This window comes from Leptotrichia hongkongensis, from assembly GCF_007990635.1.
Lineage (GTDB): Bacteria > Fusobacteriota > Fusobacteriia > Fusobacteriales > Leptotrichiaceae > Leptotrichia > Leptotrichia hongkongensis.
On record NZ_AP019846.1, the window covers coordinates 260,725 to 274,403 of the forward strand.

At 27.7% G+C, this 13,679-nt stretch carries 11 protein-coding genes; 10 read left to right on the forward strand and 1 reads right to left on the reverse strand.

The features are described from left to right. Positions 1–33: 33 nt before the first annotated feature. From lspA to FVE75_RS01355, 10 genes are all read left to right on the forward strand, one after another. Positions 34–525 carry a signal peptidase II gene (lspA, locus tag FVE75_RS01305; RefSeq protein ID WP_269472170.1) on the forward strand — a complete coding sequence of 164 codons (492 nt, stop codon included), beginning with the start codon at positions 34–36 and terminating at the stop codon, positions 523–525. A 648-nt stretch (positions 526–1,173) separates the two neighbouring features. Beyond that, complete coding sequence (gene glyQ, locus FVE75_RS01315; protein WP_021769413.1) at positions 1,174–2,043, forward strand: glycine--tRNA ligase subunit alpha; 870 nt, start codon at positions 1,174–1,176, stop codon at positions 2,041–2,043. Positions 2,044–2,077: 34 nt separating this feature from the next. Next, the gene (locus FVE75_RS01320; protein WP_147004851.1) at positions 2,078–3,367 is read left to right on the forward strand and encodes an Eco57I restriction-modification methylase domain-containing protein; all 1,290 of its coding nucleotides are present in this window, start codon (positions 2,078–2,080) and stop codon (positions 3,365–3,367) included. A gap of 156 nt (positions 3,368–3,523) precedes the next feature. Beyond that, positions 3,524–4,348 (forward strand): DUF262 domain-containing protein, encoded by an 825-nt coding sequence (locus tag FVE75_RS01325; RefSeq protein ID WP_197735194.1) that lies wholly within the window; start codon positions 3,524–3,526, stop codon positions 4,346–4,348. A 259-nt stretch (positions 4,349–4,607) separates the two neighbouring features. Next, positions 4,608–5,240: an MAE_28990/MAE_18760 family HEPN-like nuclease gene (locus tag FVE75_RS01330; RefSeq protein ID WP_147004852.1), complete on the forward strand. Its 633-nt coding sequence runs from the start codon at positions 4,608–4,610 to the stop codon at positions 5,238–5,240. 31 nt (positions 5,241–5,271) lie between these two features. Next, complete coding sequence (gene glyS / locus FVE75_RS01335) at positions 5,272–7,215, forward strand: glycine--tRNA ligase subunit beta (RefSeq protein ID WP_232052579.1); 1,944 nt, start codon at positions 5,272–5,274, stop codon at positions 7,213–7,215. Between the two features lie 438 nt (positions 7,216–7,653). After that, the gene (locus FVE75_RS01340; RefSeq protein WP_147004853.1) at positions 7,654–8,739 is read left to right on the forward strand and encodes an OmpA family protein; all 1,086 of its coding nucleotides are present in this window, start codon (positions 7,654–7,656) and stop codon (positions 8,737–8,739) included. A gap of 681 nt (positions 8,740–9,420) precedes the next feature. Beyond that, complete coding sequence (locus FVE75_RS01345; RefSeq protein WP_147004854.1) at positions 9,421–9,714, forward strand: HPr family phosphocarrier protein; 294 nt, start codon at positions 9,421–9,423, stop codon at positions 9,712–9,714. A gap of 61 nt (positions 9,715–9,775) precedes the next feature. After that, positions 9,776–11,578 (forward strand): S1 RNA-binding domain-containing protein, encoded by a 1,803-nt coding sequence (locus FVE75_RS01350; protein WP_147004855.1) that lies wholly within the window; start codon positions 9,776–9,778, stop codon positions 11,576–11,578. Between the two features lie 167 nt (positions 11,579–11,745). After that, positions 11,746–12,684, forward strand: a complete 939-nt coding sequence (locus tag FVE75_RS01355; RefSeq protein ID WP_021743628.1) for a branched-chain amino acid transaminase — start codon at positions 11,746–11,748, stop codon at positions 12,682–12,684. A 528-nt stretch (positions 12,685–13,212) separates the two neighbouring features. On the opposite strand, the gene FVE75_RS01360 is transcribed toward FVE75_RS01355, so the two are convergent. Further along, positions 13,213–13,677 carry a low molecular weight protein-tyrosine-phosphatase gene (locus FVE75_RS01360; protein WP_147004856.1) on the reverse strand — a complete coding sequence of 155 codons (465 nt, stop codon included), beginning with the start codon at positions 13,675–13,677 and terminating at the stop codon, positions 13,213–13,215. Between the last annotated feature and the right edge of the window lie 2 nt (positions 13,678–13,679).

Below are 13,679 nucleotides of genomic sequence, written 5' to 3' on the forward strand. Positions count from 1 at the left end.
ATAAAAATAACTTATTTAGTTCGTTTTTTACAAATATGTGTTAATAAAAAATGTGAGGAGAAAAGAATGCCTTATATAATTATTATTTTGGTTTTAGCTGCATTAGATCAGATTACAAAGCAGTTAATGTACAACGTATCAGGTGGAGTGCAAGGTTTTTCTATACCAATAATAGATAAATTTTTTCACTTGACTTATGTTGAAAATCACGGCGGAGTTTTCGGTCTATTGCAAGGAAAAATCAATTTATTTACAATAGCAAGTGCAGTTCTGATTGTATACGTAATCGCTGTAGAGTACAAAAACTTTAAGAATTACAGCAAATGGACGAAAGTGGGAGTAGCAGTAATTGCCGCTGGAGCCACAGGAAATATGATTGACAGAATTCTTCGTGGATATGTAATTGACATGATAGATTTTCGAGGAATCTGGGCTTTCGTATTCAATGTGGCAGATATGTATGTACATATTGGTATTTATATTATTATAATTGATTATTTGGCGAGAAAATATTTTAAAAAATAAAAAGTAATTTTATAAAATGAATTTTGTTAATAAATGTTATTCCTTTATTTTTGTATTTTTTATTTTTTTGAAAGCAAGGGAAATCAATCGCCATTTCCCTTGCAACCCTGGCTTGTCTAAGCATTTTTTGAAAACAAAAACGAAACTCGCTACGTAAAACTTCGCTCAAACAGTCGTTTTCATTTCCAAAAAATCACGACAATTTTTATTTAATTATACAAAGGCAATTTGGTTAAATGAATTTCCAAGCAAAATTTCGTTAGAAGAAAAATAGTTGTTTGAGCTTTTGGAAAACACTTTAAATTAAACAAAGTTATTTAGATTAAAATAACTTTTATTCAAAAGCGAGTTCTATTTTTCTTTTATAAGAAAGTTTTGCGTAAAGCCGGAGTAGTTCGTAGAACTTTCGCCATAACTTTTAAGTGATAATCAGTTAAAGATGTTAAATAATTGTTATTGCGAAAAGGGAGGTATGGCGTTCGATACCTCTGCATCAAAAAACTAAAATAAATAAAATAAGAGTAATAATTATTAATCAAAATAATCTAAAATGAAAATTTAGTAAGATTAATGTATTATGAGCAGATTTAATTTAGTAAAGATATTTTAGATAGAAAAATAGGAAAAATAGAGAAAGGATAGAGAGAAATGACTTTTCAGGAAATTATATTAACTCTTCAAAAGTTCTGGGGAGATAAAGGGTGTATAATATCAAATCCGTACGATATTGAAACAGGTGCGGGAACTTTTAATCCAGACACTTTTTTAATGTCGTTAGGTCCTGAGCCTTGGAATGTTGCCTATGTTGAGCCATCACGTCGTCCAAAAGATGGAAGATACGGTGAAAATCCCAACAGAGTGTATCAGCATCATCAGTTTCAGGTAATTATGAAACCATCGCCAGAAAATATTCAGGAACTTTACTTAGAAAGTTTAGTGGCATTAGGAATTAATCCTAAGGAACACGATATAAGATTTGTGGAAGACAACTGGGAAAGCCCTACACTTGGAGCGTGGGGATTAGGATGGGAAGTTTGGCTTGATGGGATGGAAATTACACAGTTTACATACTTCCAGCAAGTTGGAGGACTCGAAGTTGACATTGTTCCATCTGAAATAACTTACGGACTTGAAAGAATTGCACTTTATTTGCAAAATAAGGACGATGTAAAAGATTTAGAATGGACAAAAGGTGTAAAATACGGAGAAAGAAGATTCCAGTTTGAGTATGAATTATCAAAATACAGCTTTGAAGTGGCAGACGTTCCAATGCACTTCCAACTTTTTGATATGTACGAAAAGGAAGCTCAAAATTGCCTAAACAACGACTTAGTATTCCCAGCCTATGAATACGTTCTAAAATGTTCACACACATTCAACAATCTTGATGCAAGAGGTGCAATCAGTACAACAGAAAGAATGTCCTACATTTTAAGAATCAGGGATTTGGCTAAGAAATGTGCAGAGAAATTTGTGGAGGCAAGGGAGAGATTAGGATTCCCGTTGTTGAATAAATAATACATGATAAATAAATTGTTACTAGGAAAAGGAGGTGTTTACTATTAGAAATATATCTCAAGTTTTTGATAAGTGTAAAATATTTACTGAAAAAGAACAAGTTAAAAATTTATTAGATGAAATACGATATAAAGAAAATGTCTATAATAAAAAAGTTTTAGAAAATTCTTGTGGAGATGGAAATATTTTAGTAGAAATAGTAAAAATGTATATTGAAATAAGTCTAAATGAAAAGTATTCTCTAAAAGAAATACGAGATGGATTAGAAAGGAATATTATAGCTTATGAAATAGACGAATCACACTATAAACATTGTATAGAAAATTTAAATAAAATACTTGAAAGATATAATTTAAAACCTGTAAATTGGAAAATTTATAACAAAGATTTTTTATTTTCAAATGAAAAAGAAAAATTTGATTATGTAATAGGAAATCCTCCTTTTATAAAATATTCTGAGATTAATTTAGATTTGAGAAAAATATTATGTGAAAATTTTAAAAGTTGTCAAAAGGGTAAGTTTGATTATTATTTTCCTTTTATTGAGAAAGGATTGAAGTTATTAAATAATAAGGGGAAATTGGCATATATATTGCCAAATAGTCTATTTAAAAATGTATCAGGTAAGATAATTAGAGATGAAATTCTAAAATATAATTTGAAAATTGTGGATTATACGGGTTTGAAAATATTTAAAAAAGTGAAACTTCCTATCTCTATAGTTTGTTGTGAAAATCATGAAGAAGTAACAAGTTATATAAAATATATAGATGTAAAAAATAAAATAGAAAAAAATATAGAAAAAAAAGAGTTAAAAAAAAAGTGGATTTTTGAAACATATATTTCTAATAAAGGTCCTAAATTAAAAGAATTTATAGATGCTCATATGAGTATAGCAACTTTATCAAATAATGTTTTTTTAATAAAGGATAACTATGAAATAAAGGATGATCATTTTGTAATTAATAATTTTTCTGTTGAGAAAAAAATAATTAGAAAAGCAGTAAGTCCAAGGTCTGCCGAAAGAAAAAAAGAGGAGTTTATAATATTTCCATACAAAAAAAATAAAAAAAATAAATTTGAAAAATATGAAGAAAAAGAATTTCAACAACATTTTCCAATGGCAGAAAAATATTTACAAGATAAAATTCAAATATTAAATAAAAGAAAATCAGATAAAAATTCTAAATGGTTTGAATATGGAAGGAATCAAGGAATATATAATAGTTATCAACCAAAAATATTATTATCAACGATTATTACCCAAAAAGTTAAAATATATTTTTATCAGAAGAGGAAATTCCATATTCAGGTATTTGCATAACAAGTAATACGAAGGAGAATTTGGAAATAGTATATCATATATTGAAATCTAATAAGTTTTTAGAGTATATTTACTCAGTAGGAATATCAACAAATGGTAAATCTGTTAGAATTTCACCTAAGGATATTTTAAATTATAATATTGAGGAGAGCGATTATGAGCAATTTAGAGAAAGAAATAGAAAAAGAATCAAGTCAAATTTATAGGGAATCGTATCAAATGTCAATAGGAGAATTAGCCAATTTATATAGGGATGATGAAATTGATATACATCCTGAATTTCAAAGATTGTTTAGATGGAATAGTTACCAAAAAACAAGATTAATAGAATCAATATTATTAAATATACCTATTCCATCTATTTTTGTCAATCAAAATGAAAAAGGAGTTTGGGATGTAATTGATGGTGTTCAAAGATTATCAACAATATTTCAATTTATGGGAATTTTAAAAGATGAAAATGATAAAAAAATAGAACCATTAATTTTAAATGCAACAGATTATTTACCATCGTTGGAAGGTTATGGATGGTCAACAGGTGAAAAAAATTTTACAAAAACGCAACAATTGGATTTTAAAAGAGCTAGAATGGATGTAATTATAGTAAAAAAAGGAAGTGATCCTAAAGCAAAATATGAATTATTTCAACGTTTGAATACAGGAGGTGCTAATTTAGAACCTCAAGAAGTACGGAATTGCTTGATTATAATGGTAAATAAGAGTATATTTGAATTGATTTGTGAGTGTGAAAGTGATGAAAATTTTTCTGAATGTGTTCCAGTTAGTGATAGGAAAGAATTAGAACAGTATAAAAAAGAATTAGTTTTACGTTTATTAATAGGTGTAAATTCTGATGTATCAGAATTTAAGTATAAAGATTTAAGCGAGATGTTAGATAAAGAAATTAGCAGAATTTCTGAAAATGAAGATTTTAATAAAGAGAAGTTTAAAGAAAATTTTTTAAAACGTTTGAAATTTTAAACAAAACATTAGGTGAAGATGTATTCAAAAATATAGTAAAGAAAAAATAAGTTTAGTGGTGCTATTTTAAATGCTTCTTTTCAAGCAATAGCAGTCGGAGTATATAAAAATTTAGAAAATATTAAACATTATAGTTATTTAGAAAATAAGATTATAGAAATGTATGATAATGAAAATTTTAACAAAAATTTAGGCAAAGGAGTTAAGCCAGTATTGAGATTTAGAGATTTATCATTATTTGGAGAGGAATATTTTAGAAATGAGGATAAATGATTTAAATTCACTACAAGATCATATAGACTTAGAAATAGCTTGGCGAAAAAAAGAAATATTATGGCAAAGAGAACAACTTTTTAATAAGAATGATGATAATAAATATCTATTAAGAGCAGCAATTCTTATTTTATATTCTCATTGGGAAGGAAGTATAAAAAAAGTTGGAGAATATTATTTGTGCTATATAAAATGTCAAAATTTAAAATATGAAGACTTAAATCATAATTTTTTTGGTATTTTATTATTTCAAAAATATAAGAAAATTGGAACATCAAAACAGTTTAAAGATTTTAATTTATGTGTTTTAGAATTGGAAAAAGAAAAAGTTTATGACTATTATAAAGTAATTCCTGCAGAATCAAATTTAAAATCAGATGTATTTGAAAATATTTTAAATTTGATAGGTGTGTCGATTGAAAAAATTGAGTTAGACAAAAAACTAATTGATGAAGTTTTGTTAAAAAAACGAAATAAAATAGCACATGGTGAAAGATTTGATGGTTTAGATATAGATGCAAAAAGATTTATGGAAATTTCGAATAAAGTATTAAATACTATTGAAATATTTTGTAATACAATAATGGATTATGCGATTAATGAAAAATATTTAAGATAAAAGATTGAAAAGAGTGAAGGGAGTGAGAAAATTGAATTTTCTTTTTGAAATAGGATTGGAAGAATTGCCTGCACAATATGTGGATAAGGCGGAAAAAGATCTGAAAAAAATAATAGAAAATGAATTAAAGGTTGAAAGAATCAAGTTTTCAGGGATTGAATCGTTTAGTACGCCTAGAAGGGTTACAGCAATTATAAAGGATTTGGCTGAAAAACAGGATGATTTGGATAAAAAAAGTGTAGGGCCTTCGGTTGAGATTGCTTATAAGGATGGGCAGCTTACGAAAGCTGGGGAAGGGTTTGTGAAGTCGCAAGGTGCTACGATTGATGATATAAAGATTATTGAAAATGAAAAAGGAAAATATATTTCGGTTGAAAAATTTATTGCAGGAAAAAATACTAAGGAGATTTTACCTGAAATATTGAAAAATGCGATAAAGAAAATAGAGTTTGAAAAGTCAATGAAATGGGCGGACAGAACATTTAGATTTGTAAGGCCAATTAAATGGTTTGTAACTTTGTTTGATAATGGAGAAATTTTACCTTTTGAGTTTGAAGGTCTAAAAGGCGGGAATAAGACTCGTGGAATGAGATATTTTGCTTCTCAGGACATTGAGATTAATAATCCGCTTGACTATGAAAAAATATTGCTTGAAAACTTTGTTATCGTAGATGGCGAAAAGAGAAGAGAAGAAATTTTGAAAAGTATAAGGGAAAATGGTGAAAATGATGGCGATACAGCGATAATCAATAAATATTTATTGGATGAAGTAGTTAATGTAGTAGAATATCCTTATGCAATAAAAGGTGAATTTAGTAAGGATTATTTGCAGCTTCCTGAAGATATTATCACGATTACATTGGAAACTCATCAAAGATATTTTCCAGTAAAAGATAAAGACGGAAAATTATCAAATAAATTTATTGTTATAAGAAATGCACCCGAATATTCCGAAACTGTGAAAAAAGGGAATGAAAAGGTTGTAGAGCCAAGGCTTGCTGATGCGAAATTTTTCTTTGATGAGGATTTGAAAAATAAATTTGCGGATAATGTGGAAAAACTGAAAGAAGTTACTTTCCAAAAGGATATGGGAACAATTTTTGAAAAAGTTAAAAGAAGTGAAAAAATCGCTGAATATCTGATTTCAGAATTGAATTTGAATGATAAGAAGGAAAATATTATAAGAACGGTGGATTTAGCAAAAGCGGATCTTGTTTCAAATGTAATTGGAGAAAAGGAATTTACAAAATTACAAGGGTTTATGGGTTCCGTTTATGCTGAAAAGCAGGGAGAAGATAAAAATGTGGCACTTGGAATTTTTGAACATTACTTGCCTCGTTATCAAGGAGATGAACTACCTACAACCGTGGAAGGTGCTATCGCTGGAATTGCTGACAAGATGGATACAATAATTGGATGTTTTGCAGTTGGACTAAAACCAACAAGTTCTAAAGACCCTTACGCATTAAGACGTGCTACACAAGGAATTATCCAAGTTACATTAAATTCAAAATTATCGTTTGACTACAAAAAATTAATTGAAAAGGCTTATGAAATTTTTTCAGCTGATAAAAAAGTACTGGAAAAAGATGTTTTGAAGGATGTGACAGAGTTCTTTAAACAAAGAATAATTAACGTGCTTTCAGAAAAATATAAAAAAGATCTTATAAATTATGAGATAAACCTTGAAAGTAATATTGTGGAACTTGATAAAAAATTATCTGAACTTCTGAAATTATCACAAACTGAAAATTTTGAAATTTTGATAAATCTTTTGAAACGTGTAAAAAATATTGTGAAAGATGAAAAAAATGAAAATCTAAATATTGACAGTACTTTATTTGAATTGGAAGAAGAAAAGACATTGTATAATTTAGCAAATCAATTGGAAAGTATTGAAAATACAGAATTTTCAAATTATATTGAAACATTGTTAAATAATGCATCTACGATTAATCAATTTTTGATAATGTAATTATTAATACTGATAACGAAAAATTGAAAAAAACCGTATTGCATTATTGAAAAAATTAGAAACTTCTATTGATAAATTAATAAGTATATAGAAAATTTTTTGATAACGTTAAAAATAACCAGTGATTATAATTATAAAATATTATAAAAAAAACAAAAAAATTAATGACTTATAAGTCAATAAAATTAGGATATTTTAATAGATAAATATACTAAAATAAAGGTTAAAATAGTGTATTGCTTAATTTTTTTGTTGACTTTTTATAAAAAAAATGATATTATAATTTGTAAACAAGAAGTTTTAGCTAAAGAATATAATTGTATGCTAAAGTGTTGCATTTTCTTCTAAAATGTTGTATAATTTTAATAGAGGATTAGAAGAAAATAGTAACAACTTAAAAAGTTAGAGAAAACAAAATGAAATTCAGGAGGAATTGAAATGAAAAAATTAGTAATTTTAGGAACAGCTTTATTAGCTTTAAATGCTGTAGCATCTGAATTCCAAATTAAAGGTGGATACGATTTCTACAGAAAATACAAAAATGGAAGTAATGATCTTGGTAAAGACTTTATGTTAAAACATGGACCAACAGTTGGTGCAGAATATATCGTTGATAACCAAGGTGAATTTGAATGGGGATTAGGGGCAGAATACAAATTGTCATCTAATTCTGGAAAATTAAAAGTTAAAGAAACTAATACAAGAATTGGTAGAAGTGTACCAGTTTATGCTTTAGGTAAATTTAACTTAGTTACTACTAACAGTGGTAATGATGCATTATATGTATTAGGAAGAGCAGGATATAACTTTGCTAAAGAATCTAAACAATTTAATGGAGATTTATCAGGTGGATTATATGTAGCTGCAGGATTAGGAACTGAGTTTGGACCAGTTTCATTAGAAGCTATCTATGAAAGATCAAACGTTAAATATAAATTAGGAAACCTTAGAGAAAGAGATCATATTGATTCAGCAGGAGTTAGAGTAGGATATAGATTTGGACAATTGAAAAATGACAGAGCACCTAAAATCATAACTCAAACTGTGCAAGTACCTGTGCCAACTCCAGTACCTACACCAGAACCACAACAAAAAGAGGTTAATCAACCAAATACTGCTGTATTACCATTTAGCTGTTCAGCAAATGAGAAAAAATGTGTAATCAGAGGATTTAAAGTAGATGGAAGAGTACCTAACGAAAATGAAGCTTCAGACTTGAGAACTATTGCTGGAGTAATTAACCAATTCGCTGAAGGTGGATCAATTGATTTCGTTGGACATACAGATTCAACTGGATCAGCTGCTTATAACCAAAAATTATCAGTAGCAAGAGCACAAAACGTTGCTAGATTATTGAAAGATTATGGATTAAAAAATACAATCTCTTATGGATCAATTACTGGACAAGGAGAAAGCAACCCAGCTGATACTAATGACACAGTTGAAGGAAGATACAACAACAGAAGAGTTGAATTATTCTTCCAAAACGTTGACTTTAGTAATGTAAGATTCATTAATCAATAATTGAATTTAAAATTTTTAAAATAAATTTGGAGAGTCATTTTATATGGCTCTCTTTTTTTGTTTATTTTAAGAAAGTTACTTATTGTATAAAATCTTTATATTGAGGTAAAGGTATACTCAAACCTATTTTAAATTAAACTACTAAAAATTATATAGATTTAGGGTTTGAGTAAAATAGTCATAGCCTTTTGAGTTTAGTTTTAAAGCAGTTTTACTATATTATCTTAAGAATTAAAATTGTGGTAAGACTGCTACGTAGTAACTTATGGCTAGTCTATTACATTTTCCTGTAGTAACAAAAATTTGCTATGTTCAAATATAAAAATACTCTGATGTAGACTTTGTTTGAAAAAGAAAAATTGTATTTTAATTATTTAAAAATATTAGGTTTATACCTTTTATTAGAAAAGTTTGTAATAATTTCGTTATTTAAATGAGAATAACATAAATATAATTACTGTGGTGTAATTTATTAAAAAATTTATAAAAATAAGAAGATAGACATTGATTTTTAACTGAATAAATGATATTATTTACATAGATTTACAATTAAAGTATAGTATAATTGTGTAAAAACTAAAATAAATAATTATAATTGATTTACTTGAATCAAAATTTATTTAATTCTGTAGTATTATTTCACATAAATTTGAGAGTGGGTAAAGACAGGAAAGGTAAATTATGACAGAAATTATTGTGGAAATAAAAAATGAGCAAGGGCTTCATGCAAGACCATCTGGACAAATTGTCAATATCGCAAAGAAATATAATTTGACTTTGGAAATAGAAAAAGTTGGAGAAAATGAAATTGTAAATGCAAAGAATGTATTTGGAGTAATGATGCTTGGAGCAGCTAAGGGAGAAAAATTAAAGTTTAGAGCAATTTCAAAAAATGAAGAAAATATTGAAGATGAAAAGAAATTATTAGAAGAATTAAAAAAAATAATTGAAGTTGATAAATTTTTTGAAGAATAATTTTTATAAATAAAAAAGAAGGGAGAAGAACTGGCTTTTAATAGCAGTTCTAGAGTGCAAAATGAACGAAAAAGAATTTGAATTATTATTGGAAGATTATTTACCAGAAGAAAAAAAATCTGGAGATGTAGTAGAAGGAGTTATTACTAGAAAAGAACTGGATTATGGTTTTCTTGATTTGAATGCAAAGAAAGAAGGAAGAATTTATGTAAGCGAAGTTAAAGATTTTGAAATAGGAGATAAAATTGAAGTAAAAGTTTTAAGAGAAGATGATGAGAATATCATTGTTTCAAAATTTGTATTGGATAAGGCAAAAGAACTAGCATCATTTAATGTAGATGACATTGTAACAGGAGAAATTATTAAGAAAATTAAAGGTGGATACACTGTAAGAATTGGAAAAAATGAAGCATTTCTACCATTTTCACTTGCCAGATTTGACAAAAATAAAGATTACACAGGACAAAAATTTAAATTTTTAATAAAGGAAAAAAATAAGAGCAACATAACTATTTCAAGAAGCGATTTAATAAAAATTGAAGAAGAAAAATATTTAGAAAATGTAAATATTGGAGATGTTGTTACTGGTAAAATTAAAGAGATATTTGACTTTGGAATTATTTTGGACTTGGGAGCAACTAGTGGATTTATTCATATATCTGAAATTTCTTGGGATCAAGTGGATAATTTGACTGAAAAATATAAAATTGGTGATGAAATAAATGCTAAAATTATTGAAAAGGACGCTGAGAAAAGTAGATTAAAATTAAGTATAAAACAATTGTCAGAAGATCCTTGGGTTGCATTTGCGGCAAGCCATAATGTAGGAGATGTAGTCGAAGCAGTCGTAAAGGATGTACTTGATTTTGGGATAGTTGTGACAGTTGACGGTAATTCTGGATTTGTACATGTTTCAGAGCTGGCTTGGCATAATGGGGCTAAAGAGCTTAAAAACTACAAGGAAGGGGATAAATTTTCTGCGAAGATTATTCAAATTGAAGATGAAAAGAAAAACGTTAAGTTAAGTGTAAAACAATTGTCAGAAAACCCTTGGGATACAGTTAAGGAAAAATACCACATTGGAGATATTATTGAAAAACCAATAACAGAAGTATTTGACTTTGGATTATTAATTTCACTGGAAAAAGATATTGACGGACTTTTGCATGTGTCTGACTTGTCGTACAAGAGAGAAACAAATTTAACTTCAAAATATAAAGCAGGAGACATAATCAAATTTAAAATCGTTGACTTTAATGACGAAAAAAATAGAATTACTCTAAGTGCCAAAGCGTTGCTTGATGACAGATGGAAAGTTCTTGAGGAAACTTATGACTTTGATAATGCATTTAAAGGAAAGGTCATGAATGTTCAGGATTATGGAATTTTTGTGGAATTAGAAAAAGGAATAGAAGTGTTTATTCATAAAAACGAATTTTCGTGGGATAAAAAAGAACATAAAGAATACAAAGTTGGCGATGAAGTCGAATTTAAAGTAATTGTAGTTGATAAACTTGATAAAAAACTGTCTGGAAGTATCAAGCAATTAGAAAAATCACCTTGGAAGGAAGCAATTGAACAATATAAGAAAGGAAATATTGTAAATACTGAGATTGTCGAAATTCAGGAAAATTTTGTGCTTGTTAAATTAACAGACAGATTTAACGGAATTATACCAAAACGTGAGTTAACAGAGGAATTTTTGAAGGATATTTCTGAAAAATTCTCAGTTGGAGATAAAGTTGAGGCTGTAGTTACAGATATTAATGAAAAAAGAAAATCAATTGCATTATCTGTAAAAAAAGTTCAGGAAATGGAAGAGAAAAAAGAGCTTGATGAGCTTATGAAAGTTTATGGAGTCTAATTTTACAATTTCAAAATATAATAAAATTAAGAAAGAGTTATAATTTTAACATTTAAACATATATAATATATATGATTGAGTAAAAAAAATAAATTTTACATAATTAAAAAAAAGTGTTAAAATATAAAAGTAAAAATAGAATACTGAAAATATGGAGGTAAAATTAGATGGCAAAGGCAGAATTTATGAAATTTGCATATTTCGATAAAGAAATAGTGGAATTTGAAAAAGCGACAGTTAGTATCGCTACACATAGTTTACAATATGGGACAACTTGTTTTGGTGGTATCAGAGGATATTATAGAAATGGGAAAGTAGCGATTTTTAGACTGAAAGATCACTATATTAGATTAATGAATGCGTCAAAAATGTTAGGATTTGAATATTTTATAACTTGGGATGAATTTAAAGATATTGTTACAGAATTAGTTAAGAAAAATGACGTAAAAGAAGACTTTTACATGCGACCATTTGTTTTTTGTAAAGAGCCTAGATTGTCACCTAAAAAGGCAGGATTAGACTTTGATTTAGCAATTTACATGTTGCCGCTTGCAGATTATGTAAGTACAGAAGGCGGACTGAACTTAATGAGTTCGACTTATAGAAAATATAATGATTCTGCAATTCCTACAAAGGCAAAAGCGGGAGGTTCATATATTAACTCGTTCCTTGCAACAAGTGATGCACAAAGAAATGGTTACGACGATGCATTAATGTTTGATGATGCTGGAAATGTGGTAGAAGTGTCAGTTGCAAATATAATACTGGTTTACAGAGGACAAATAATAATCCCTGACACTGGAAACGCAGCTCTTGAAGGAATTACAGTAAGATCAGCATTGGAATTATTAGAACACAATGGATATAAAATAAATCGTGGAAAAATTGACAGATCAATGGTATTCACAGCAGATGAGCTGTTAGTAACAGGAACAGCAATGAAAATTACTTATGCAGAATCATTGGACAAACGTCCTATTGGGCAGTTAGACTTTAATGCAAAACCACAAGCAGGTAAATTTCATAAATTGTTAAAATCAGAATATGAAAAAGTAATCAATGGAGAACACGAATTGTCTTCTGAATGGTTATTTATTGTAGAATAAGGGTAAGTACACTGGAAGTGTTTTAAAAGAGCATTGAAGGTGTGCTTTTTATATTGTTAAAATAGTTTTTTTATGATTTTAAAAAATTTGTATTTGAAGAAAATTGAGAGTAAAATATAACGAAATATGAAAAAAAAAACAATTGAGAATTGTTGAAAAGTGCATAAAGATAAGAATAAGATTGATGTTTCTTGGGAAATTAAATAATAGTGTAAAATTTTGGAAGAGAGATGGTTAGTTATGATTCTCTCTCTTTTTATTATGTTTCTTCTTTTTTATTTTTGCAGGATTACATTCTTATTATGTAGTAAAGGTTTATTCTGATTAATTTATAAAAATGAAAATTATATTTTAATTATCTGAAAATATTAGTTTAATATACTTTAATTAGAAAGGTTTGTAATAAATTCGTTATTTAAATTGGGCTTAGTATAAATTTAATTTTTATAGAACATAGATTGTAAAATATATTGGACAAACTAAAAAACTTTCAAGAAAATTAAATTCTCAAAAGTTTTATTTATAAATTTAAATATTCAAATCATTTTTTTTAATAAACTCTAGTAATGCATTACAACCTTTTACAACATCATCATAAGTTGTATCAAAATCGCCAGTAAACCACGGATCTTTTATTTCTCGGTTTTCTCCTGCGTATTCTAACAGCATTTTTATTTCACCTTTATTTTTTCCATTTGTAAAAAGTTTTATATTTTCTATATTGCTTTCGTCCATTCCAATAATATAATCGGCATCCAAATCATCATTATTTAAAATTCTGGAATACATTCCCTCAACACCGATTCCTTCTTTGGCAAGCCTAGTTTTAGTACCGTGGTGAACTGGATTTCCATGTTCCCAGGAACTTGTGGCTGCTGAATCAATTATGATTTTGTCAGATAGCCCTTCTTTTTTTACCATTTCTCGAAAGACTGCTTCTGCCATTGGAGAACGGCATATATTTCCTAGACAGACAAATAATACTTTTATCATTT

Excerpts from the sequence above, each read along its gene's own strand:
- glyQ (WP_021769413.1), top strand. The coding sequence starts at position 1,174 with ATGACTTTTCAGGAAATTATATTAACTCTTCAAAAGTTCTGGGGAGAT.
- FVE75_RS01325 (WP_197735194.1), top strand. The coding sequence starts at position 3,524 with ATGAGCAATTTAGAGAAAGAAATAGAAAAAGAATCAAGTCAAATTTAT.
- FVE75_RS01330 (WP_147004852.1), top strand. The coding sequence starts at position 4,608 with ATGAGGATAAATGATTTAAATTCACTACAAGATCATATAGACTTAGAA.
- FVE75_RS01340 (WP_147004853.1), top strand. The coding sequence starts at position 7,654 with ATGAAAAAATTAGTAATTTTAGGAACAGCTTTATTAGCTTTAAATGCT.
- FVE75_RS01345 (WP_147004854.1), top strand. The coding sequence starts at position 9,421 with ATGACAGAAATTATTGTGGAAATAAAAAATGAGCAAGGGCTTCATGCA.
- FVE75_RS01350 (WP_147004855.1), top strand. The coding sequence starts at position 9,776 with ATGAACGAAAAAGAATTTGAATTATTATTGGAAGATTATTTACCAGAA.
- FVE75_RS01355 (WP_021743628.1), top strand. The coding sequence starts at position 11,746 with ATGGCAAAGGCAGAATTTATGAAATTTGCATATTTCGATAAAGAAATA.
- FVE75_RS01360 (WP_147004856.1), bottom strand. The coding sequence starts at position 13,677 with ATGATAAAAGTATTATTTGTCTGTCTAGGAAATATATGCCGTTCTCCA.